The sequence below is a fragment of the Pseudonocardia sp. genome (assembly GCF_029263155.1).
Taxonomy (GTDB): domain Bacteria; phylum Actinomycetota; class Actinomycetes; order Mycobacteriales; family Pseudonocardiaceae; genus Pseudonocardia.
Genome location: NZ_JAJCYB010000131.1, coordinates 144853 through 167814, shown reverse-complemented (window position 1 = coordinate 167814; position 22962 = coordinate 144853). Strand labels below are relative to the sequence as shown.

Sequence of the window (22962 nt, the reverse complement as noted above, 5' to 3'; positions counted from 1 at the left end):
CGAGCTCGGGGGCCAGCCCTGCAACTTCGGTCATCCGACCGAACCCTCCATCTGCAGCTCGATGAGCCGGTTGAGTTCCAGTGCGTACTCCATGGGCAGCTCGCGCGCGATGGGCTCGACGAACCCGCGCACGACCATGGCCATGGCCTCGTCCTCGGTGAGCCCGCGGCTCATCAGGTAGAACAGCTGGTCCTCGCTCACCTTGGACACGGTGGCCTCGTGCCCCATCGAGACGTCGTCGTTGCGGACGTCGACGTAGGGGTAGGTGTCGGACCGGCTGATCGTGTCGACCAGCAGCGCGTCGCACTTCACCGTGGACCGCGAGTGGTGCGCGTTCGGGTTGACCCGCACGAGCCCGCGGTAGGAGGTGCGACCGCCGCCCCGGGCCACCGACTTGGAGATGATCGTCGAGGACGTGTGCGGCGCCAGGTGCGTCATCTTCGCGCCGGCGTCCTGGTGCTGGCCCTCGCCGGCGAAGGCGATGGACAGCACCTCGCCCTTGGCGTACTCGCCCATCAGCATGACGGCCGGGTACTTCATGGTGACCTTGGAGCCGAGGTTGCCGTCGACCCACTCCATGGTGGCGCCCGCCTCGGCCTTGGCCCGCTTGGTGACCAGGTTGTAGACGTTGTTCGACCAGTTCTGGATCGTCGTGTAGCGGCAGCGGCCGCCCTTCTTCACGATGATCTCCACGACCGCCGAGTGCAGCGAGTCGGAGGAGTAGATCGGTGCCGTGCAGCCCTCGACGTAGTGCACGTAGGCGCCCTCGTCGACGATGATCAGCGTGCGCTCGAACTGGCCCATGTTCTCGGTGTTGATCCGGAAGTAGGCCTGCAGCGGGATGTCGACGTGCACGCCCGGCGGCACGTAGATGAACGACCCGCCCGACCACACGGCCGAGTTCAGCGCGGAGAACTTGTTGTCCCCCGACGGGATGACCGAGCCGAAGTACTCCTCGAACATCTCGGGGTGCTCCTTGAGCGCCGTGTCGGTGTCGAGGAAGATCACCCCCTGCTCCTCGAGGTCCTCGCGGATCGAGTGGTAGACGACCTCGGACTCGTACTGCGCCGCCACACCCGACACCAGGCGGGCCTTCTCGGCCTCCGGGATGCCCAGCTTGTCGTAGGTGTTCTTGATGTCGGCGGGCAGGTCGTCCCAGGTGGCCGCCTGCTTCTCCGACGAGCGCACGAAGTACTTGATGTTGTCGAAGTCGATGCCGGACAGGTCGGAGCCCCAGCGCGGCATGGGCTTCTTGTCGAACATGCCCAGGGCCTTGAGCCGGAAGTCGAGCATCCACTGCGGCTCGCTCTTGAGCCGCGAGATGTCGGCGACGACGTCGGCCGAGAGGCCGCGCCGGGCGGTGGCACCCGCGGTGTCCGGGTCCGCCCAACCGAAGTCGTAGCGGCCGAGCGTCGCGAGCGTCTCCTCCTGCGTGAGCGGTGCCTCAGGAGCGGTCGTCATTCGGGCTGCCTCCCTCTCGGGATCGTTGCCTCGGGGCGGAACCCCGAAGTGGTCGTGGTGGTGGCGCCCCGCCGGACAGGAAGATCCAGGGGAACGTGTGTGGTGCACGCGGAGTCGCCGCGAGCGATGGTGGCCAGGCGCTGCACGTGGGTGCCCAGCAGCTCGGCGAAGGCGTGGGTCTCAGCCTCGCACAGGGCCGGGAACTCGGCCGCCACGTGGGCCACCGGGCAGTGGTGCTGGCACAGCTGCACGCCCAGCCCGGCGTCGCGCGCCTGGGCCGCGTAGCCGCGTGCGGTGAGCACCGTGGCCAGTGCCTCGGTGCGGGCGTCGGCTCCGTGGGCCGCCTCGATCTGCGCGACCCCGTCGCCGAGCAGTTCCTCGACGCGGCTCTGGGCGAACCCGGCGATCGCGTCCGGCCCGCCGTGCTGGGCGAGGTAGCGCAACGCGGCCACCGCGAGGTCGTCGTAGCCGTGGCCGAAGCGGGCCCGCCCGGAGTCGGTGAGCAGGTACTGCCGGGCCGGACGCCCGCGACCGCGCGGGCCACGGCGCGAGGCCTGGCGGACCTCCGCCTCCCCGTCGGCGATGAGCGCGTCGAGGTGACGGCGCACGGCGGGCGAGGAGAGCTCCAGTGCGGCGGCGACCTGGGCGGCGGTGACCGGCCCCTGCTCCATGAGCAGGCGCGCCACCGCCTCGCGGGTACGGCCGTCGGTGGGCCCCCCCGCCTGGGACGGCACACCGATGGCCCCGACGACGGGTGCTCCGGTGCTTTTCACAACGCCAGTGTTGCCTATATCGCCGCAGACGGCAAAACCGCCTGCCGTTCGGGTGAGGCGCTTCACCATCGCGGCCCCTCGATAGGCTCCTCACATGGCCGCACCGGGGGTGGACGACACGATCGTGGACGGGGTCCCGCCCCGGCCCGGTGTGTCGCGCGATCCCAGCCGCACCGCGCGGCTGCTCGGGCTCACCGGTGCGCTGCTCATGGCCGGGGGCGCGCTCGGGTCGGGCGCGCTGCCCGTCCCCAACCCCCTGTTCGGCATCCGGGTGCTGTCCCTGCCCAGCCGCAACGCCACCCTCGCCATCGCGATCACCTACGCGGGCATCGGCATGGTCGTGCTGGCCTGGCTGTGGATCGGCAAGATGCTCCGCCCCAACGGAGCGGTGGCCCCCGCGCCCACCCCGTCGCAGCTGGCGCGCACGGCGGTCCTGTGGGCGATCCCGCTGGCGCTGGCACCGCCGCTGTTCTCCCGCGACGTCTACAGCTACCTCGCGCAGAGCGCCACGCTCGCCCGCGGGCTCGACCCCTACTCGCTCGGGCCCGCGGAGGCGTTCGGCGTCGACGACCCGCTGGTCTCCTCCATCCCCACGATCTGGCGTGACACCGGCGCCCCGTACGGCCCGTTCTTCCTGGTGCTCGGGCGGGGCATCACCGCGCTCACCGGCAACGACATCGTCTTCGGCGTGTTCGCGCACCGCGCGCTCGCCCTCGTGGGCGTCGCGCTGATCGTGTGGGTGCTGCCGAAGCTCGCGCGGCGCTGCGGGCTCGACGTCGGGCTCGCGATGTGGCTGGGCGTGGCCAATCCCCTGGTGTTGTTCCACCTGGTCAGCGGCATGCACAACGAATCGCTGATGGTCGGTCTGATGCTCGTGGGCTTCGAGCTGGGCCTGCGGGCCGGGCCACGCTGGTGGGATCCCCACTTCCTCGCGGCCGGGGTGGTCATCACGCTGGCCTCGGCGGTGAAGCTGCCCGCGCTGCTGGCGCTGGGCTTCCTCGGCATCGAGTGGGCGCGCAGGCGCGGGGGCCGGGTGCGCGACGTCGCGGTGGCGACCACGGTGTTCACGGCCATCGCCGCGGTCGTCTACGCGATCTTCGGCTACGGCACCGGTCTGGGGATCGCCTGGCTCAGCGCGCTCGACGCGCCGAGCCTGATCCGCAGCTGGCTGTCGGTCTCCACCGACTTCGGGCTGCTCGGCGGCCAGCTCGGCATCGTCGGCGGTCTGGGCGACCACACCGACACCGTCCTGTCGCTCACCCGCACGCTCGGGCTCGTCACGGCCGCGCTGATCGCCGCCTGGCTGATGCTCGCGGTGCTGCGCGGGCGGGTCGACGCCATCACCGGGATGGCGGCGGGGATGGGCGCGGTCGTCATGCTCAGCCCGATCGTGCACCCCTGGTACCTGCTGTGGGCGGTGATCCCGCTGGCCGCCACCCGGGCCATGCCGCGCTGCCGGCGTGCCGTCCTCGCCATCTCCGCGGTGCTCGCGGTCGTCGTGCCGCCCACCGGGGCCGACTTCAACTTCCGGGCCTACCAGCTCCCCATGGCGATCACCGCGGGCATCCTGGTGCTGGCGCTGGCGCTGCTCGTGGTGCGCCGCAGCCTGGTCGGGCGGGCCGGCGTCGACGTCGACGTGTGGCCCGGGCGGGTCCCGGCGGGTCGCCCGTCGGGGGACGGAACGACCCCCGCATAGACTCCTCTTCCGTGAGCACCCCCGCCGTCCGCGTCCGCGGCCTGGTGAAGCGTTACGGCGCCGTCACCGCCGTCGACGGCCTCGATCTCGACCTGCCCGCGGCGTCGGTGCTCGCCCTGCTCGGTCCCAACGGCGCCGGGAAGACCACCACCGTCGAGGTGTGCGAGGGCAACGTCGGGGCCGACGCGGGCGAGGTCCGCGTGCTCGGCGTCGACCCGGCCGGGGCCCCCGACTCCCTGCGCGCCCGCATCGGGGTCATGCCGCAGGGTGGCGGCGCCTACCCGGGCGTGCACGCCGCGGAGATGCTGCGGGTGGTGGCGGCGTGCTCCGCCCACCCGCTCGACGTCGGCTGGCTGTCGGGTGTGCTGGGCCTCGACGCCTGCGGGCGCACCCCGTACAAGCGCCTCTCCGGCGGCCAGCAGCAGCGGCTCTCGCTGGCGTGCGCCGTGGTCGGCCGCCCGGAGCTGGTGTTCCTCGACGAGCCGACCGCCGGGATGGACCCGCAGGGCCGCCGCCTGGTCTGGGACCTGATCTCCGCGCTGCGCCGCGACGGCGTGTCGGTGCTGCTCACCACGCACCTGATGGAGGAGGCCGAGTCGCTGGCCGACCAGGTCGTGATCGTCGACCACGGCCGGGTCGTCGCCCGCGGCACCCCCGCCGCGCTCACCGCCGGAGAGCAGCAGGAGCTGCGGTTCCGCGCCCGGACCGGCATGGACCTCGACGGTCTGCGCGCCGCGCTTCCGTCGGGCTACGGCGCCGCGGAGACGATCTCGGGCCGCTACCTCGTGCAGGGCCGGATCAACCCGTCGGTGCTGTCGGTGATCACCACGTGGTGCGCGGAGCAGGGCGCGCTCGCCGACGACGTGCAGGTGGCGCGGCGCAGCCTGGAGGACGTGTTCCTGGAGCTGACCGGGCGGGAGCTGCGGGCATGACCGGCCGCCGACCCGCACCGGTTCCCGCGCCGCCCGGGGACACCCCCGGCCCGCTCACCCCGGTGGAGGCACCGTGACCTCGTCGACGGCGTCGCCCGGTGAGCGGTTCGCGCCGGGCACGTTCACCCCGCGCCCCGGGCCCGGCGCGCCGGGCCGGATGCTGGCCGCGCAGGCCGGCACCGAACTGCGCCTGGCCCTGCGCAACGGCGAGCAGGTGCTGCTCACCCTGCTCATCCCGCTGGTGCTGCTGGTCGGGCTGACGCTGCTGGCGATCGTGCCGCTGCCCGAGCCGCGGGTCGCCGCCGTGGCACCGGGGGTGCTCGCGCTCGCCGTGATGTCCACGGCGTTCACCGGGCAGGCGATCGCGTTCGGCTTCGACCGTCGCTACGGCGTGATCCGCCGCCTCGCCGCCACCGCGCTCCCCCGCTGGCTGCTCGTGGCCGGGCGGCTGGTGGCGGTGCTGGCGGTCGTCGCGATCCAGGTCGTGGTGCTCGGCGCCGTGGCCGCGGTGCTGGGGTGGCGCCCGGCCGCGGCGGGGCTGGGCTGGGCGCTGCTGGTGGTGCTGCTGGGCTGCGCCGCGTTCGGGGCGCTCGGGATCCTGCTGGGCGGGACCCTGCGCGCGGAGGTGACGCTGGCCGTCGCCAACGTGGTGTGGTTCGTGCTCCTGCTGGCCGGCGGCATCGTGATCCCGGCCGACCAGCTGCCCGGCCCGCTGGCCGTGGTCACCGGCTACCTGCCCTCCGGCGCGCTGGCCGAGGGCCTGCGCACGGCGCTGGCCGACGGCACGTTCCCCGGCGTCGCACCCCTCCTCGTCCTGGCGGCCTGGTCCGCGGCCGCAGCCGTACTGGCCACCCGCCTGGTCCGCCTGCGCTGAGCACCCGGTCGCACAGGTTCGGGGCCGTCGCACAGGTTCGGGGCCGTCGCAGACGTTCCGGGTCCTCGCAGACGTTCCGGGTCCTCGCAGAGGACGGGGAGGCTGCGAGCGACCGGAGCCTGTGCGAGCGGGCCCGGTTGTCCACATGTTGCGGCGTTCGCCTGCGCGGCCCGCACGCCTCGCTGCACCGTGTGCGCATGGACATCGACCACGCGCGGCTGGTCACGCGCCGCGAGCTGCTCGCCCACGGCTTCGACGACGGGGAGATCCGCGGCCGGAAGCGCCGCGGGGAGCTGATCACACTGCGGCGCGGGGCCTACGCCGCGGCCGGGGCCCTGCCGGAGCGGCCCGAGGACCGGCACGCCGCGCAGGTCCGGGTGGCGGTCCGGCAGGTGTCGCCCGACGCCGTCGTCAGCCACCTGTCGGCCGCCGTGCTGTACGGGTTCCCGGTGTGGGGCGACCCGCTGCGGAGGGTGCAGATGACCCGCAGCCGGCGGTCGGGCGCGCGCGTCACCGATGACCTGCACGTCCACGCCGCACCGCTGGACCCGTGGGAGCTCGTGACCGTCGACGGGATCACCGTCACCTCGGTGGCCCGCACGCTGGTCGACGTGGGCCGCCACGTCGGGTTCGAGCAGGCGGTGGTGGTCGCGGACGCGGCGATGTGGAGGCAGGTCGTCACGCGCGAGGAGCTGGACGTCGCGCTCGCCGCGGCCCACGGCCGTCCCGGGGTCCCGGCGGCCCGCCGCGCGCTGGCCTTCGCCCGCTGGGGCAGCGAGAGCGTCGGGGAGTCACGCAGCCGGGTCGCCATGCTGCACGCGGGCATCCCGGCGCCGATCCTCCAGTGGGAGGTGCGCACGGCCGGCGGGCTCCTGCTCGGCCGCACCGACTTCGGGTGGCCGCAGTACCGCACGTTCGGCGAGTTCGACGGCCGGGAGAAGTACGGACGGCTGGTGCCGCCGGGGCGAACGGCAGGCGACATCGTCTACGCGGAGAAGCGCCGCGAGGACGCGATGCGCGACGAGGGACTGGGCGCCGTGCGCTGGGGCTGGACCGACCTGGACCCGTTCACCCCGACCGCGACCCGCCTACGCCGCACCTTCCGCGCAGCGTGACCGCCGCGCGAGCGCGGTCGCACAGATTCCGGCACCTCGCAGGCGCTGCATCCCCTGCGAGAGCCCACACCGGCTGCGACGGTCGGGAACCGACGCGACCTCAGCGCATCGCTCTCGCACACCACGCAGCCCCTCGCACACCACGCAGCCCCTCGCAGACCGCACAGCCTGTGCGAGCGGCCGGAACTCGTGCGACGGGGCGGGGGCGGCGGGCGCGACCGGGGTGTGCGGCGGCGCCTTATGATCGGGTCGTGAGTGTTCTCGACCGGCTTCCCGTCACCTCCGCGACCACGATGCGGCGGCTGGCCGTGGCGAACCTCGTGGCACAGATCGGGATCATGGTCACCGGGGTGACGGTGCGGGTGACCGGGTCGGGGCTGGGCTGCCCGGAGTTCCCGCAGTGCTTCCCCGGCAGCATGGTCCCCGTCTCGCACGCCGACGTGGCGCCGCTGCACCAGTGGGTGGAGTTCGGGAACCGGCTGCTGACGTTCGTGCTGGTCGCGATCGCGGGGATGGTGCTGCTCGCCGCGCTGGGCACCCGGCCGCGACGCCGCAGGCTCACGGTGCTGGCGGCGGTGATGCCGGTCGGTATCGTCGTCCAGGCGCTCATCGGCGGGTTCACGGTGCTCACCGACCTCGCCTGGGGCGGGGTGTCGCTGCACTTGATGGCCTCCGCGGTGCTGGTGTGGCTGTCGGTGGCGCTCGTCGGGGCGGCCCGGGAGGGGGCGGGGCGGGCGCGACCGCTGGTCCCCGGGTCGGTGCGCGGGCTGGTCGCCGTGAGCTCCGGCGTGCTCGCCGCCCTGCTCGTCGCGGGCACGCTGGTGACGGCCGCCGGACCGCACGCCGGGGACGCCGCGACCCCGCGACTGGGCCTGGGTGTCGAGGCCACCGCCCAGCTGCACACCGAGCTGCTGTTCGGCTACCTCGGCCTGCTGGTCGGCATCGGGTTCGCGCTGCGGGCCGTGGCGGCGCCCGCCGTGCTGGAGCGCCGGTTCCGGGTGCTGCTCGCCGTGGTGCTCGCGCAGGGACTGCTCGGGAGCGTCCAGTACGTGCTCGGTGTCCCCGAGGTCCTCGTCGTGCTGCACGTGCTCGGCGCCGGGCTGGTCACCGCGGCCGCGGCGGCGCTGTGGTTCGGCACGGTCGAGCGGGGGGCCGTCACCGACCCCGCCCCCGCCGCGGCGCCCGCCGTCCCCGCGCACTGACCGGGCTGCCGCCCCGCCCCGCTCGTACGCCGGGAGTGGACGGACGTGCCGTTCGTTGCCCCCTCGCACCCCACCCGGGCATGATCGAGCCGTGCGCGCGATCCAGATCACCGAGAGCGGTGGCCCCGACGTCCTGACCCCGACCGAGCTCGCCGACCCCACCCCGGGGCCGGGCGAGCTGCTGGTGGAGGTCGCCGCGGCCGGCGTGAACTTCATCGACACCTACCAGCGCGAGGGCATCTACCCGATGACCCTGCCCTGCGTGCCCGGGATGGAGGGTGCCGGCCGGGTCCGGGCGGTGGGCGAGGGCGTCACCGCGTACGCCGCGGGCGACCGGGTCGCCTGGTGCGAGCAGCTCGGCAGCTACGCCGAGCTCGTGGCGGTGCCCGCGGCGAAGGCCGTGCCGGTGCCCGACGCCGTCGCGGACGAGACGGCCGTCGGCGCGCTGCTGCAGGGCATGACCGCCCACTTCCTCGTCACCGACACCTACCCCGTGCGCGAGGGCGACGACGTGCTCGTGCACGCGGCGGCGGGCGGGGTGGGGCTGCTGCTCACCCAGCTCGCCACGGCCCGCGGGGCGCGCGTGATCGCCACGGTGTCAACCGCGGAGAAGGGGGACCTCGCCCGCGGGGCGGGGGCCGCGGACGTCGTCGACTACACCGAGGTCGAGGACCTCGCCGCAGCGGTCCGCGACCTGACCGGCGGGACCGGCGTGGCCGTGGCCTACGACAGCGTGGGAAGGACCACGTTCGACGCCAGCCTCGCGTCGCTGCGCACGCGCGGGATGCTCGTCCTGTTCGGCGCCGCGAGCGGCCCGGTGCCCCCGGTCGACCCGCAGCGGCTCAACCAGGCCGGGTCGACGTATCTCACCCGCCCCAAGCTGTTCGACCACGTCGCCTCGCCCGAGGAGCTGACGGCGCGGGCCGCGGCGGTGTACGGCGCGGTCGCCGACGGCACGCTCGACGTGCGCATCGGGCACCGCTACCCGCTCGCCGAGGCCCGGACCGCCCACGAGGACCTGCAGTCCCGCCGCACGACGGGAAAGCTGCTGCTGCTGCCCTGAGGCCGGGTCGGTGGCGGACCGCGACGGGTGGGGCGACCGTCGCGGTGGGTCCTACGGGAGTCCCACCCGTCGGGTCGCGGTCCCTAGAGGGGCAGGCCCAGGACCGGCAGGCCGATGGCGGCGTCCACGGCGATGGCGGCGAACAGGCCGCAGAGGTAGATGTTCGACAGGTGGAACAGCTTCATCGGCGTGACCTCGTGGCCCGCGACGATCCCGTGGTGCATGCGGTGCGCGGCGAACACGAACCAGGCGCCCAGCAGGGCCGCGACCGCCGCGTAGATCCACGACGTGACCGGCAGCAGCAGCAGCGTGACCCCGATCATGATCCACGAGTAGGCGACGATCCGGCGCGACACCTGCACCGGTGTGGCCACCACGGGGAGCATCGGGACACCCGCGGCCGCGTAGTCGTCGCGGTAGCGCATGGCCAGGGCCCAGAAGTGCGGGGGCGTCCAGAAGAAGATGACCGCGAACATGACCAGTGCGGGCCACTCCACGGTGCCGGTGACCGCCGCCCAGCCGATGACGACGGGCATGCAGCCCGCGGCCCCGCCCCACACGATGTTCTGGGACGTGCGGCGCTTGAGCAGCAGCGTGTAGACGAGCACGTAGAACGCGATCGCGGCGACCGAGAGGGCGGCGGCCAGCCAGTTGGTGGTGAGCCCGAGCCACACCGAGCTGAACACGCCCAGCGCGAGCCCGAAGATGAGCGCGTTGCGCGGCGGCACCTGCCCCTTGGCCAGCGGGCGGCGCGCGGTGCGCTTCATGAGCTTGTCGATGTCGGCGTCGACGACGCAGTTGAGGGCGTGCGCGCTGGCCGCGGCGAGCGCGCCGCCGAGCAGCGTGGCCACGATCAGCCCGACCGACGGGATCCCGCGTTGCGCGAGGAACATCGCCGGCACGGTGACCACGAGCAACTGCTCGATGATGCGCGTCTTGGTGAGGCCGAGGTACGCCGACACGGTGTCCCGGGCCCGGTCCAGCCCGGCGCGCCACCGGGTGGGCGCCGTACCGACCTCGGGGGGCGACACACTCACCGGCTACCTCGATCCGCGATGTGGTGGGGCGGGTCTTCTACAGCGCGTCGATCCTAGCTTCAGGCATGGCGGAGGGGGCCGCCGGGTAGACCGCGGGTGAGCGGTGCACGCGGACATCGCACGCGCCCGCCCGACGTGGCTAGGCTGGCCGGGACGCGTCGTGGCGTAGCGCCCCCGTGAGCAGTACAGACCCATCAGCACCGCCCGTACCGGAACACCGACCATCCAGGGAGCCGCCGTGCCCGTGTCCGATGCCGAAGTCACCCGCCTGACCCGGGGCTCGTGGCCCGCGGACTGGAGCGATCTCGACCGCCGGGCCGTCGACACCGTCCGGGTGCTCGCGGCGGACGCCGTGCAGAAGGCCGGTTCCGGTCACCCCGGCACCGCGATGAGCCTGGCCCCGCTGGCGTACGGCCTGTTCCAGAAGGTCATGCGGCACGACCCGGCCGACCCGGACTGGATCGGCCGCGACCGCTTCGTGCTCTCCTGCGGGCACTCCAGCCTGACGCTGTACCTGCAGCTGTTCCTGGGCGGCTGGGGCCTGGAGATCGACGACATCGAGAACCTGCGCCAGTGGGGCTCGGCCACGCCCGGGCACCCCGAGCACCGCCACACCCCGGGCGTGGAGATCACCACCGGCCCGCTGGGCCAGGGGCTCGCCTCGGCCGTGGGCATGGCGATGGGCGCGCGCCGCGAGCGCGGCCTGTTCGACCCGGACGCCGCGCCCGGCGAGAGCCCGTTCGACCACCAGATCTACGTCATCGCCTCCGACGGCGACATCCAGGAGGGCGTCACCGCCGAGGCGTCCTCCCTGGCCGGGCACCAGCAACTCGGCAACCTCACGGTGGTCTACGACGACAACAAGATCTCCATCGAGGACGACACCGACATCGCGCTGTCCGAGGACGTCGCGAAGCGCTACGAGGCCTACGGCTGGCACGTGCAGGTCGTCGAGGGCGGGGAGAACGTCACCGGCATCCTCGACGCGCTGGAGGCGGCCAGGGCCGAGACCTCGCGGCCCTCGTTCATCCTGCTGCGCACGATCATCGGCTTCCCGGCGCCCACGAAGATGAACACCGGCAAGGCGCACGGCTCCGCGCTCGGTGAGGACGAGGTCGCCGAGGTCAAGAGGATCCTCGGGATGGACCCGGAGCAGACCTTCCAGGTCGACGCCGACGTGCTCGCCCACACCCGGGCGCTGGTCGACCGCGGGAAGGCGGACCACGCGGACTGGACCACGCGGTTCGACGCGTGGGCGCGGCGCGAGCCCGACCGCAGGGCGCTGCTCGACCGGATGCTGGGTCGCACGCTGCCCGACGGCTGGGAGAAGGCGCTGCCGACCTGGGACGTCGACGCGAAGGGCCTCGCCACCCGCAAGGCCTCCGGCGAGGTGCTCAAGGCGCTGGCCGACGTGCTGCCCGAGCTGTGGGGCGGCTCGGCCGACCTCGCGGAGAGCAACAACACCACGATGGAGGGCGCCGACTCGTTCGGACCGGAGTCGATCGCCACGACGATGTGGAACGCCCGGCCCTACGGCCGCACCCTGCACTTCGGCGTGCGCGAGCACGCGATGGGCGCGATCCTCAACGGCATCTCGCTGCACGGGCCGACCCGCCCCTACGGCGGCACGTTCCTCATCTTCTCCGACTACATGCGCCCCGCCGTGCGCCTGGGCGCGCTGATGAAGTGCGCGGGCATCTACGTCTGGACGCACGACTCGATCGGCCTGGGCGGCGACGGGCCGACCCACCAGCCGATCGAGCAGCTCTCGGCGCTGCGTGCCATCCCGGGCCTGTCCGTGGTGCGCCCCGCCGACGCGAACGAGACGGCGTCGGCGTGGAAGGCGATCCTGGAGCGGCCCGAGGGCCCGGCCGGCCTGGCGCTGTCGCGGCAGAACCTGCCGACGCTCGCGGGCACGTCGGTCGACGGCGTCGCGAAGGGCGGCTACGTGCTCGCCGAGGCGTCCTCGGGCACCCCGCAGCTGGTGATCGTCGCCACCGGCTCGGAGGTCGCGCTCGCCGTGGAGGCGCGGAAGGTCCTGGAGGACTCCGGCGTTGCCACCCGTGTGGTGTCGATGCCGTGCGTCGAGTGGTTCGACGAGCAGGACGAGGCCTACCGCGAGTCGGTGATCCCGAGGGCCGTGAAGGCGCGGGTCACGGTCGAGGCGGGCGTCGCGCAGTCCTGGTACCGCTTCGCCGGCGACGCGGGCGAGATCGTCTCCATCGAGCACTACGGCGCGAGCGCGGAGGCCGACGTGCTGTTCCGCGAGTTCGGTTTCACCACCGAGGCCGTCGTGGACGCCGCCCGGCGCAGCCTCGCCGCGACATCGACGGACGCAGTCTCCTGAGGAGGAGTTCCATGAGCAACGAACGACTGGGACAGCTCGCCGACGCGGGCGTATCCATCTGGCTCGACGACCTGTCCCGCGAGCGCCTGCGCAGCGGCAACCTGCAGGAGCTGATCACCGAGTCGCACGTGGTCGGCGTCACCACCAACCCCACGATCTTCGCGGGTGCGCTGGCCGACGGCGAGGCCTACGACGAGCAGGTCCGCGAGCTCGCCGCGCGCGGCGCGTCGGTCGCCGACGCCGTCCGCGAGATCACCGTCGCCGACGTGCAGCAGGCCTGCGACGTGTTCAGCGGCACCTGGGAGTCCACCGGCGGCGTCGACGGGCGGGTCTCGCTCGAGGTCGACCCCGGCCTGGCCCGCGACACCGACGCCACCGTCGCGCAGGCGGTCGACCTGTGGAAGGCCGTCGACCGGCCCAACCTGCTGGTCAAGATCCCGGCCACGGAGCAGGGCCTGCCCGCGATCACGCGGGCGCTCGCCGAGGGCATCTCGGTGAACGTCACCCTGATCTTCTCCGTCGAGCGGTACCGGGCGGTCATGGCGGCCTACCTCGACGGGCTGGAGCAGGCCTCGGCGAACGGGCAGGAGATCGCCCGCATCGCCTCGGTCGCCAGCTTCTTCGTCTCCCGCGTCGACACCGAGATCGACAAGCGACTGGAGGCGATCGGCACCGACGAGGCGCTGGCGCTGCGCGGGAAGGCCGGGGTCGCGAACTCGCGGCTCGCGTACGCCGCGTTCCAGGAGACCTTCGTCGGCGGGCGCTGGGACAACCTGGCCCAGGCGGGCGCGCAGCCGCAGCGGCCGCTGTGGGCGTCCACGGGGGTCAAGAACCCCGACTACCCCGACACCCTCTACGTCACCGAGCTCGTCGTCGCCGATACCGTCAACACGATGCCGGAGAAGACGATGCAGGCCTTCGCCGACCACGGCGAGGTGCACGGCGACCGGGTCACCGGCACGGCCGCGCAGGCCCAGGAGGTGTTCGACGCCCTGGAGCGCGTGGGCGTCGACCTCACCGACATGTTCCTGGCGCTGGAGGACGAGGGCGTCGACAAGTTCGCGACGTCCTGGGACGAGCTGGGCGAGACCGTCCAGGGGCAGCTGGACGGCGCCCGCTGATCACCTGGCCGGTCACCCTCACGACCGAGGAGCCGCCGCCCCCGGCGGTCCTGCGGCGCCTGGTCGACGAGCGGGTCGCCTCGCGGCTCGCCGCCGGCCGGGTGCCGCACGCCCGGCCGGGCTGGCTGGACGCGCGCCGGCTGGCCCGGCCGCTGGGCGGGCACGTGAACGCCCTGCACTCCGAGCTGTGTGACGCCGGCGCCCGCCGCACGGTCGCCGTCACCGCGGGCGCCGTGGGGTACAACGCCGCTGCGCTGGTGCCCGGGGAACCGCGCCTGACCGTCCTCGACACCCCCGACGCCGCCCGGGTGGCCGACGTGCTGGCCGGCGATCTGGAGGCGACGGCGCTGGTCGTCGCGGTGCCGCCCGGCGTCGACCGGCGCGGGATCGACGCCGTGACCGCCGCCGTGCAGCGCGCGCTGCGCGCCGACGGGATCGACCCGCGCTCGCGCACCGTCGCGGTCGTCCCGCCCGGGCAGCCCGCCCCCGACGCGCTCACCGTGATCGAGGGACCGCCCGACGTCCACGACGTCTGGACGGCGTTCACCCCCTACTCGCTGGTGCCCGGCGGGATCGCCGGCGCCGACGTCCGGATGCTGCTGGGCAACGCCGAGCAGTCCTACGACGCCGACGACCCGGCCAACCACGCTCTCGTGCTGGGGGCGCTGCTGGCCGCCGCCGAGTCCGTCACGATCACCGACACCCTGGGTGTCGAGGACGTGCTGGTCGAGCTGATCCGCACGCTCGCGCGCTCCGGCGGCGGGCTGCGGCGGGCGGGCGACCGGCTCACGATCGACGTCGACGACGGCGAGGCGGACGTCCGCATCGGCGGCAACCCGACCGGGCGGCTGCACCTGTTCCAGCGCGCGGTGGCCGTGGCCGGGTACCTGCGCGGCACGGACCCGACCGCGCCCGAGGAGCCGCCGACCGAGGTGCCGCCGCTCGCGTTCCGTGACGGCGACGTGGACGTGCACGCGGCCGGGCTCCCGGCCGGGGTGACCACCGTCGCCGGGGCGCTCGCGGCGCTGCTCGACTCCCGTCCCGGCCCGGTCGCGCTGCACGCGCACCTCGACCGCGAGTCCGACGCCTCGGCCGCCGTGCTGCGCGGGGAGCTGGCCCGGCGCGCGCGGCGCCCGGTCACGTTCACCTGGGCGCCGGGCCGTCCCCCACCCGGTGGCCTCGCCGTGCAGCTCGTCGGGGACGTGCTCCAGGATGGTCCCGCACCGCCCGGGCCCGGGCCCGACGGGCTGCGGCTGCACCTGCGGGACCGGCTCACCGGCCTGGTCACGCTCGCCCGCGCCGTGCAGGAACTCTAGAGACGAGACTGGAGACGCGATGACGGCCCATCCGGGCGCGGCCTGGACCAACCCGCTGCGTGACCCGCGGGACAAGCGGCTCCCGCGCATCGCGGGCCCGTGCGGCCTGGTGATCTTCGGGGTCACCGGCGACCTCTCGCGCAAGAAGCTGATGCCCGCCATCTACGACCTCGCCAACCGCGGGCTGCTGCCCCCGGGCTTCGCCCTCACCGGCTTCGCCCGCCGCGACTGGGCCGCGCAGGACTTCGGCGACGTCGTCCTCGAGGCGGTCAGGACGCACGCCCGCACCCCGTTCCGGCAGGCCGTGTGGGACCGGCTCGCCGAGGGGTTCCGGTTCGTCCAGGGCAGCTTCGACGACGACGACGCGTTCGACCGCCTGGAGGACACCGTCCGCGAGCTGGACGCCGAGCGCGGCACCGGCGGCAACCACGCGTTCTACCTGTCGATCCCCCCGGACGCGTTCCCGGTGGTGTGCAAGCAGCTCTCCCGCTCCGGCCTGGCCCGGCAGGAGGGGCTCGACCAGTGGCGCCGCGTCGTCATCGAGAAGCCGTTCGGCCACGACCTGGCGTCGGCGAAGGAGCTCAACGAGATCGTCAACGACGTGTTCCCCGAGGACTCGGTGTTCCGCATCGACCACTACCTCGGCAAGGAGACGGTCCAGAACATCCTGGCGCTGCGCTTCGCCAACCAGCTGTTCGAGCCGATCTGGAACTCCCACTACGTCGACCACGTGCAGATCACCATGGCCGAGGACATCGGGCTGGGCGGGCGCGCCGGCTACTACGACGGCATCGGCGCGGCCCGCGACGTGATCCAGAACCACCTGCTGCAGCTGCTGGCGTTCATCGCGATGGAGGAGCCCACGTCGTTCTCCTCCGACGAGCTGCGCGCGGAGAAGACCAAGGTGCTCAAGGCCACCAGGTTGGTCCGGCCGCTGTCGGAGACCACCGCCCGCGGCCAGTACACCGGTGGCTGGCAGGGCGGGGAGAAGGTGCTCGGGCTGACCGAGGAGGAGGGCTTCGACCCGGAGTCGGGCACCGAGACCTATGCCGCGATCACCTGCGAGATCGACACCCGGCGCTGGGCGGGCGTGCCGTTCTACCTGCGCACCGGCAAGCGCCTCGGGCGCCGCGTCACCGAGATCGCGGTGATCTTCAAGCGGGCGCCGCACCTGCCCTTCGACGCGACGATGACCGAGGAGCTCGGCCAGAACGCGTTCGTCGTGCGGGTGCAGCCCGACGAGGGCGTCACGATGCGGTTCGGCTCGAAGGTACCCGGCTCCACCATGGAGGTCCGCGACGTCACCATGGACTTCGGCTACGGCACCGCGTTCACCGAGGCCTCCCCCGAGGCCTACGAGCGGCTGATCCTCGACGTGCTGCTGGGCGAGCCGTCACTGTTCCCGGTGAACGAGGAGGTCGAGCGGTCCTGGGAGATCCTCGACCCGGTCATCGAGCACTGGCACGCCGCCGAGACCGGCCCCGATCCGTACCCGGCCGGCTCGTGGGGACCGGAGTCCGCCGACGCCATGCTCGCCCGCACCGGACGCACCTGGAGAAGACCATGAACGGGCTCGTGACAACGAAAGGCGTGGGGCCGTGATCGTCGACCTGCCCTCGTCCACCACCTCCGCGGTCAACCGCAAGCTCGTCGAGCTGCGCGAGGACGGCGGGGTGCAGGCACTGGGCCGCGTGCTCACCCTGGTGATCATCACCGACGACGGCTCCGCGATCGAGAGCGCCATCGAGGCCGCCAACTCCGCCAGCCGCGAGCACCCGTGCCGGGTGATCGTGCTGGCCCGCGGCCAGCGCAAGGCCGCGCCGCGGCTCGACGCGCAGATCCGCGTCGGCGGCGACGCCGGGGCCAGCGAGGTGATCGTGCTGCGCGGATACGGCCCGCTCGCCGCGGCCGACGCCGGTGCCGGGATGGTCACCCCGCTGCTGCTGCCCGACGCACCGGTCGTCGCGTGGTGGCCGGACGAGGCACCGGCCGTGCCGTCGGAGGACGCCGTGGGGCGGCTGGCTCAGCGCCGGATCACCGACGCGCTGGCGGCGCGCAACCCGGTCAAGGCGTTCGAGCAGCGCCGAGCCCGGCACGTCGCGGGCGACACCGACCTCACCTGGACCCGCCTGACCTCGTGGCGCGCGCTGCTGGCCACCGCGCTCGACGCGCCACCGCACGAGGACGTCACCTCGGCCGTGGTGGCGGGCGAGACGGTCTCCCCGTCCACCGACCTGATCGCCGGCTGGCTGGTCTCGCGGCTCGGGGTGAAGGTCAAGCGCTCCCCCGCCGCGAGCGGCCCCGGCCTGGTCTCGGTGGTCCTGGAACGGCCGTCCGGCCCGGTGGAGCTGACGCGCCCGGACGGGAGGGTCGGCAACCTGCGCCAGCCCGGACAGCCCGACCGGCTCGTCGCGCTGGCCCGCCGGGAGGTCCGCGACTGCCTGGCCGAGGAGCTGCGACGGCTCGACCCGGACGAGATATACGGCGCCGCGCTCGCGGGCGTCTCCCAGGTCACCCGGGGCCGCACCCCGGTCCGGGTGCCCGCCATGGCAGGTGCGTGATGGTGGCCGCCGACATCGCCGTCCACGCGAACCCCACCGTGCTCGCGGCCGCGGCCGCGGCGCGGCTGGTCACCCGGCTCGTCGACCTGCAGGCGGCGGGCAACGTCCCGAAGCTCGTGCTGACCGGGGGTGGCGTCGGCATCGCGATGCTGGAGCACATCCGCGGCAGCACCGCGCGCGACGCCGTCGACTGGTCGCACGTGGAGTTCTACTGGGGCGACGAGCGCTTCCTGCCCCCCGGCGACCCGGAGCGCAACGAGACCCAGGCCCGCGAGGCGCTGCTCGACCACGTGCGGGTCGACCCGGCGCGGGTGTTCCCGATGGGCGCCGACACCGGGACCGGTCCGTCCGGGGCCGAGGCCGCCGCGGAGGACTACGCGACGATCCTGGCGCGGGCGGCCCGGCCCGAGGACCACGGACCGGTGCCGTCGTTCGACATCCTGCTGCTCGGCATGGGCGGCGAGGGCCACACGGCGTCGGTGTTCCCGCACTCGCCCGCGGTGTACGAGACCGAGCGCCCGGTCGTGGCCGTGCACGGCTGCCCGAAGCCGCCGCCCACGCGGGTGACGCTCACGTTGCCGGCGATCCGGCGGGCAGCCGAGGTGTGGATCGTGACGACCGGCGCGGCCAAGGCGGCGGCGGTGTCGATGGCGCTGTCCGGGGCGGGCGAGGTGGCGATCCCGGTGGCCGGCGCGCAGGGCAGGCGGCGCACCCGCTGGCTGCTCGACCGCGCCGCGGCCTCGAAGCTGCCGCGCGACCTGGTGCCGGCCATCGGCTGATGATCGCCACGATCGGGACCTGAACCGCGCATGTGCAGCTCGGGGCCCGCTTCCGTCGATCACGTGGTGGTCGACGGGGCCAACGTCGTCGGGTCGCGCCCGGACGGCTGGTGGCGCGACCGGCCGGGGGCCGCCCGCCGGCTGGCGCAGCGCCTCGTGGACGCACTCGACGGGCCCGGTGCGCACCCACATGTCCACCTGGTGCTGGAGGGAGCCGCGGCCCGGGCCACGGACCTGCCCTCGCATCCCGGGCTGACCGTGGTCCGCGCCCCCGCCGACGGCGACGCCGCGATCGTCGAACGCGCGGTGGAGCTGGGCGGGACCGGCGTCGTCGTGGTCACGGCCGACCGTGGTCTGCGTGTCCGGGTGCGCGCGGTGGGCGCGACGACCACCGGGCCGCGCGCCCTCCTCGACACGGTCTCCGAGCCGCCCACCGGTTGACGGGACCCGGCTGCGCGGGGCCGCGGAGCGCGGTCCGGGACGCCGCGTCGCATGCCCGCCGGACGCGCGGACGTCCGACGACGCCTTCTGCACCGCCCGCCCGAGGTTCCGGGCCGGGCGGGGCGGGGCGGGGCGGGGCGCGAAGATCAGTCGACGGCCACCGGCACGCGGGTGGCCGGGTCGCCGTCGATCGCCGCGGCCAGCTGCGGGACGAGACGGTCGAGGACGTAGGGGATGCTGAGCGGGGTGTAGTAGTTGATCGCCACCCCGTATAGCGACCCGTCCTCCTCCTCGATGCTCAGGAACCGCCCCTCGGCCGCGACGTCGGTCGTCTCGAAGACCTCCTCGGTCTGCGTGCCGTCGAGGCTGAGCCACATGACGAGATCGAGCTCGTCGAGGTCGGGGACCGACTCGCCCGAGAACTGCGTGCCGGCCTCGCGGCCCTCGGTGTAGGGGAAGACCTCCTCGGGGTAGTCGAACCCGAGCCGGAGCAGCAGATCCGTCTTCGGGTCCTCGGGCCCGAGCACGTACATGCCCTCGTAGGGTAGGGCGACGACCGCCTGCTTGCCCGCGAACTCAGGGTGCGCGGCCGCTGCGGCGTCGATCCGGGCCGAGACGTCGTCGACGACCCCCTGCATCTGCTCGGCCCGCCCCAGAACGGTGCCGATGGTGGTCGCCATCACGTCCCACGGGGCGGCGTAGTCCGGGAAGTCGGCGGGCTGGGCGACGGTGGGTGCGATCCGGGTGAGCAGGCCGTACTGCTCCTCGGTGAGCCCCGTGTACTGGCCGATGATGAGGTCCGGCTCGAGCGCGGCGATCTGCTCCACCTCGAGCTCGGTCGCGGAGAGCACCGTCGGGAGCTCGTTGTCCCCGAACGCCTCGCTCGCCCACGGGAAGATCTGCCCCGGCGCGTCGCCGTACCACGCCGTCACCCCGACGGGGACGACGCCGACGGCGATGGCGGCCTCGTGATCGGTGAGACCGACCGTGACCACGCGCACCGGCGGTGCCGGGATCGTCGCCGTCCCGTACTTGTGGTCGACCGCCATGGGGAACACCTCCGCCGGCACCGCCGGCGGGGGCCCGGCCCGCTGCGCGTCGCGCCCGCACGCCGCGAGCAGCGGCGCGACGGCGAGCACGGACGATCCCGCGAGGAGCTGGCGACGCGTCAGACCCGACCGGTTCCCGGGAGGTCCGGATGTCCTGCGGTCCGGCCTACGAGCCCTGCTCCTCGGGCAGCCGGCCGTTGTTGTGGTCGTCGTAGGCGGAGAGGTCGAGGAAGCCGTGGCCGCAGTAGTTGAACAGGATGACCTTCTCCTCCCCGGTCTCCTTGGCGGCCAGCGCCTCGTCGATCGCGGCGCGGATGCCGTGCGCGCACTCCGGGGCGGGGATCTTGCCCTCGGTACGGGCGAACTGGATCGCGGCCTCGAACACCTTGCCCTGCGGGTACGCCACCGCCTCCATCCGCCCGTCGCGCACGAGCTGGGAGATCAGCGGGGAGTCGCCGTGGTAGCGCAGCCCGCCCGCGTGGATCGACGGCGGCACGAACTCCCGACCCAGGCTGTACATCGGCAGCAGCGGGGTGAGGCCCTGCACGTCGCCGAAGTCGTAGCCGAACTCGCCCTGGGTCAGCGTGGGGCACGACAGCGGCTCGACGGCGAGCAGCCGCACCCCGGCGTCGGGCACGAACGGGAACGCGATACCGCCCAGGTTGGACCCGCCGCCGCAGGGCGCGATGACGACGTCGGGCAGCCGCTCGCCCGCCAGCTCCAGCTGCTCGCGCGCCTCGAGTCCGATGACGGTCTGGTGCAGCAGCACGTGGTTGAGCACCGACCCCAACGAGTAGTGGGTGTCGGCGCGGCCTGCGCAGTCGCGCACGGCGTCGGAGATGGCCGAACCCAGCGAGCCCGGATGCCCCGGGTCGTCGACCGGGGACGCCACGACCTCGCCGCCCCAGGTCTCGATCGCGATGCGCCGGTAGGGCTTCTGCTCGTAGGAGGCGCGGACCATGTACACCTTGAGGTCCAGGTCGAACTGCGCGGTAGCGAAGGCCAACGCCGTGCCCCACTGGCCCGCGCCGGTCTCCGTGGTCAGGCAGGTGATGCCCTCCTGGGCGTTGTAGAAGGCCTGCGGCACCGCGGTGTTGGTCTTGTGGCTGCCCGACGGCGAGATCGACTCGTCCTTGAAGTAGATCCGCGCGGGCGTGCCGAGCGCCTTCTCCAGCCGGGTCGCGCGGACCAGGGGGGTGGGCCGCCACAGCCGCAGGATGTCGAGCACCTCGCCGGGCACGTCGATCCACGGCTCGGCGCTCACCTCCTGGCCGATCAGCGCCATCGGGAACAGCGGCGCCAGGTCGTCGGGGCCGACCGGCTCGCGGGTCCCCGGGTGCAGCGGCGGCTGCGGAGGGGCCGACAGGTGTGGCACCACGTTGAACCAGGCGCCGGGAATCTTGTCAGGAGGGAGCGTCCACCGCGTCATCGGCGGACTGTATCGCGCCCGTAGGGTGCGGCACATGGTCCTGTTCGACGCCCCGGTCGCCGCTCTCGACGGTTCCCCGCTCACCCTGCCCGCCGGGGCCGCGGTGCTCGTCGTCAACGTCGCCTCCCGCTGCGGGCTCACTCCGCAGTACGCCGGGCTCGAGGAGCTGCAGGAGCGCTACGGCGACCGCGGTTTCACGGTGCTCGGTGTGCCGTGCGACCAGTTCGGCGGGCAGGAGCCCGGCTCCCCCGAGGAGATCGCCACGTTCTGCGCCACCGGGTACGGGGTGTCGTTCCCGCTGACCGAGAAGGTCGAGGTCAACGGCCCGGGCCGGCACCCGCTCTACACGGCGCTGACCGCCGCCCCCGACGACGACGGCGCGGCGGGCGACGTGGCGTGGAACTTCGAGAAGTTCCTCGTGGGCGCCGGGGGCACGGTGCTGCGCCGGTTCCGGCCGCGCACCGAGCCCACCTCCGCCGCGGTGGTCGGCGCGGTCGAGGCCGCGCTTCCCCGGTGAGGCGTGGCGTCGGGGCCGCGCTCGTGCTCGGGGCCGCGGTGTGGACCGGGTGCACGGTGGCGCCCGCACCGGAGCAGGCGGCGGCACCCGCGCCGGAGCCGGTCGTCCCGCCCGCGGCGTGCGTCCTCGACGTGGCCGCGCTCGCCGCCGCCACCGGCCTGAGCTGGACCGCGGACGCGACCACCGCGAGCGACACCCGCTGCGTGTACGACCCCGACCCCGACGCCGGCGACGGCTTCGTGTCGGTGGAGGTGCTCCCGGCAGCACCGGCCGGTGCCGATCAGGCCACCGCGGCACCGGACGTCCCGGCGCCGGACGTCCCGGCCCCCGACGTCCCGGCCCCCGACGTCCCGAGGTTGGAGACCCTGGCGCAGGCCTGTGCCGCGGGGTCGCGCGAGCCCGTGGGGACCGACGGGTTCGTCTGCCGCTTCCCCGGCGGCGGGGTGTTCGCCGCGCGGGACCGGGCGGACACGATGCTGACCGTCGCGGCCGCGGAGGTGCCGGTCGGCACCACACCCGAACGGCTCACGGCGGCGTTCGGCGAGCAGCTCGCGGAGGCCGGCTGAGCCGTGGTGCGGCTCGGCTCAGAGCTCGCGGGAGGCGCGCAGCCGGTTCAGTGCCTCGTCGAGGATCGCGGCGCCGTCGGCGTCGCTGCGGCGTTCCTTGACGTAAGCGAGGTGGGTCTTGTACGGCTCGGTGCGCGGCGCTGCGGGCGGGTTCTGGCCGTCGCGGCCGGCGGGCAGCCCGCAGCGCGGGCAGTCCCACGACTCGGGGATGTCGGCCTCGGACGCGAACGACGGAGTGGTGACGTGCCCGTTGGCGCAGTAGTACGGGACGTGCTCGCGGGCCGCGGTCTCCCCGCGCTCGGACTCGCCCATCGGTCCGGCACCCACGCGGGTGCCGCGGATGGCGTTGCCGCCGGACATGGCCATGTCTAGACCCCCACCTTGATGAGCAGACCGACACCGATGATCGCGATCAGCCAGATCACGCCGGTGAACAGCGTCATCCGCTGGATGTTCTTGTCCGCCATGGTCGAGCCGGACAGGCTCGACTGCACGCCGCCACCGAACAGGCTGGACAGACCTCCGCCCTTGCCGCGCTGGAAGAGGATGAACGTGACCAGCAGGATGCTGGACACGATCAGCACGATCTGTAGGGCGAGCCTCATCCGATCCTTCTCCGCAGACGTCTTCGGTGGCGCCGTGTGAACGGCACCACCGAGGGTACCCGGCAGCCCCGACCGGCC

Annotated in this window: 22 protein-coding genes; 15 read left to right on the top strand and 7 right to left on the bottom strand. The window is 73.8% G+C overall.

Annotated elements, in window-relative coordinates:
* Nucleotides 1-30: 30 nt before the first annotated feature.
* Complete coding sequence (gene sufB, locus Q1K26_RS28360; protein ID WP_300019608.1) at nt 31-1461, bottom strand: Fe-S cluster assembly protein SufB; 1431 nt, start codon at nt 1459-1461, stop codon at nt 31-33.
* Nucleotides 1458-2300, bottom strand: a complete 843-nt coding sequence (locus tag Q1K26_RS28355) for an ArsR family transcriptional regulator (protein ID WP_300019664.1) — start codon at nt 2298-2300, stop codon at nt 1458-1460. The genes sufB and Q1K26_RS28355 overlap by 4 nt, the downstream gene beginning before the upstream one ends.
* A 28-nt stretch (nt 2301-2328) precedes the next feature.
* Between Q1K26_RS28355 and mptB the strand changes: the two genes are divergently transcribed.
* From mptB to Q1K26_RS28325, 6 genes are all read left to right on the top strand, one after another.
* The gene (mptB, locus tag Q1K26_RS28350; RefSeq protein WP_300019606.1) at nt 2329-3930 is read left to right on the top strand and encodes a polyprenol phosphomannose-dependent alpha 1,6 mannosyltransferase MptB; all 1602 of its coding nucleotides are present in this window, start codon (nt 2329-2331) and stop codon (nt 3928-3930) included.
* Between the two features lie 11 nt (nt 3931-3941).
* Nucleotides 3942-4862, top strand: a complete 921-nt coding sequence (locus Q1K26_RS28345) for an ABC transporter ATP-binding protein (RefSeq protein ID WP_300019604.1) — start codon at nt 3942-3944, stop codon at nt 4860-4862.
* A gap of 73 nt (nt 4863-4935) precedes the next feature.
* A complete protein-coding gene (locus tag Q1K26_RS28340; protein ID WP_300019602.1) occupies nt 4936-5736 on the top strand; it encodes an ABC transporter permease in 801 nt (266 codons plus the stop codon).
* Between the two features lie 197 nt (nt 5737-5933).
* Nucleotides 5934-6851, top strand: coding sequence for a hypothetical protein (locus Q1K26_RS28335; RefSeq protein WP_300019600.1), 918 nt, complete (start codon nt 5934-5936; stop codon nt 6849-6851).
* Between the two features lie 251 nt (nt 6852-7102).
* The gene (locus tag Q1K26_RS28330) at nt 7103-8053 is read left to right on the top strand and encodes a COX15/CtaA family protein (protein WP_300019598.1); all 951 of its coding nucleotides are present in this window, start codon (nt 7103-7105) and stop codon (nt 8051-8053) included.
* A 91-nt stretch (nt 8054-8144) separates the two neighbouring features.
* Entirely contained in the window at nt 8145-9116 is a 972-nt protein-coding gene (locus Q1K26_RS28325; protein WP_300019596.1) for a quinone oxidoreductase, read from the top strand.
* Between the two features lie 83 nt (nt 9117-9199).
* Here Q1K26_RS28325 and Q1K26_RS28320 read toward each other — a convergent pair whose 3' ends face one another.
* Nucleotides 9200-10099, bottom strand: a complete 900-nt coding sequence (locus Q1K26_RS28320) for a heme o synthase (protein WP_300019662.1) — start codon at nt 10097-10099, stop codon at nt 9200-9202.
* Nucleotides 10100-10391: 292 nt separating this feature from the next.
* Here Q1K26_RS28320 and tkt point away from each other — a divergent pair, with 292 nt between their 5' ends.
* From tkt to Q1K26_RS28285, 7 genes are all read left to right on the top strand, one after another.
* Complete coding sequence (gene tkt, locus Q1K26_RS28315; protein ID WP_300019594.1) at nt 10392-12500, top strand: transketolase; 2109 nt, start codon at nt 10392-10394, stop codon at nt 12498-12500.
* An 11-nt stretch (nt 12501-12511) separates the two neighbouring features.
* A complete protein-coding gene (tal, locus tag Q1K26_RS28310) occupies nt 12512-13621 on the top strand; it encodes a transaldolase (RefSeq protein ID WP_300019592.1) in 1110 nt (369 codons plus the stop codon).
* A gap of 101 nt (nt 13622-13722) precedes the next feature.
* Complete coding sequence (locus Q1K26_RS28305) at nt 13723-14937, top strand: hypothetical protein (protein ID WP_300019590.1); 1215 nt, start codon at nt 13723-13725, stop codon at nt 14935-14937.
* 19 nt (nt 14938-14956) lie between these two features.
* Entirely contained in the window at nt 14957-16504 is a 1548-nt protein-coding gene (gene zwf, locus Q1K26_RS28300; RefSeq protein ID WP_300019588.1) for a glucose-6-phosphate dehydrogenase, read from the top strand.
* Nucleotides 16505-16535: 31 nt separating this feature from the next.
* Nucleotides 16536-17498: a glucose-6-phosphate dehydrogenase assembly protein OpcA gene (gene opcA / locus Q1K26_RS28295; protein WP_300019586.1), complete on the top strand. Its 963-nt coding sequence runs from the start codon at nt 16536-16538 to the stop codon at nt 17496-17498.
* Nucleotides 17498-18277, top strand: a complete 780-nt coding sequence (gene pgl / locus Q1K26_RS28290; RefSeq protein ID WP_300019584.1) for a 6-phosphogluconolactonase — start codon at nt 17498-17500, stop codon at nt 18275-18277. Before opcA ends, pgl begins: the two co-directional genes overlap by 1 nt.
* Before the next feature lie 63 nt (nt 18278-18340).
* On the top strand, nt 18341-18718 hold the full coding sequence (locus Q1K26_RS28285) for a hypothetical protein (protein ID WP_300019582.1): 378 nt from the start codon (nt 18341-18343) through the stop codon (nt 18716-18718).
* Nucleotides 18719-18864: 146 nt separating this feature from the next.
* On the opposite strand, the gene Q1K26_RS28280 is transcribed toward Q1K26_RS28285, so the two are convergent.
* Together Q1K26_RS28280 and Q1K26_RS28275 are read right to left on the bottom strand one after the other, a co-directional pair.
* Nucleotides 18865-19857 (bottom strand): ABC transporter substrate-binding protein, encoded by a 993-nt coding sequence (locus tag Q1K26_RS28280; RefSeq protein WP_300019580.1) that lies wholly within the window; start codon nt 19855-19857, stop codon nt 18865-18867.
* A gap of 76 nt (nt 19858-19933) precedes the next feature.
* Entirely contained in the window at nt 19934-21196 is a 1263-nt protein-coding gene (locus Q1K26_RS28275; RefSeq protein ID WP_300019578.1) for a TrpB-like pyridoxal phosphate-dependent enzyme, read from the bottom strand.
* Between the two features lie 34 nt (nt 21197-21230).
* Between Q1K26_RS28275 and Q1K26_RS28270 the strand changes: the two genes are divergently transcribed.
* Both Q1K26_RS28270 and Q1K26_RS28265 read left to right on the top strand, forming a co-directional pair.
* The gene (locus tag Q1K26_RS28270) at nt 21231-21713 is read left to right on the top strand and encodes a glutathione peroxidase (RefSeq protein ID WP_300019576.1); all 483 of its coding nucleotides are present in this window, start codon (nt 21231-21233) and stop codon (nt 21711-21713) included.
* The gene (locus Q1K26_RS28265) at nt 21710-22279 is read left to right on the top strand and encodes a hypothetical protein (RefSeq protein WP_300019574.1); all 570 of its coding nucleotides are present in this window, start codon (nt 21710-21712) and stop codon (nt 22277-22279) included. The genes Q1K26_RS28270 and Q1K26_RS28265 overlap by 4 nt, the downstream gene beginning before the upstream one ends.
* Before the next feature lie 18 nt (nt 22280-22297).
* Here the strand turns inward: Q1K26_RS28265 and Q1K26_RS28260 are convergent, their stop codons facing one another.
* Nucleotides 22298-22639 carry an RNA polymerase-binding protein RbpA gene (locus tag Q1K26_RS28260; RefSeq protein WP_300019660.1) on the bottom strand — a complete coding sequence of 114 codons (342 nt, stop codon included), beginning with the start codon at nt 22637-22639 and terminating at the stop codon, nt 22298-22300.
* Nucleotides 22640-22647: 8 nt separating this feature from the next.
* Nucleotides 22648-22884, bottom strand: a complete 237-nt coding sequence (gene secG / locus Q1K26_RS28255; protein ID WP_300019572.1) for a preprotein translocase subunit SecG — start codon at nt 22882-22884, stop codon at nt 22648-22650.
* Nucleotides 22885-22962 lie beyond the last annotated feature (78 nt).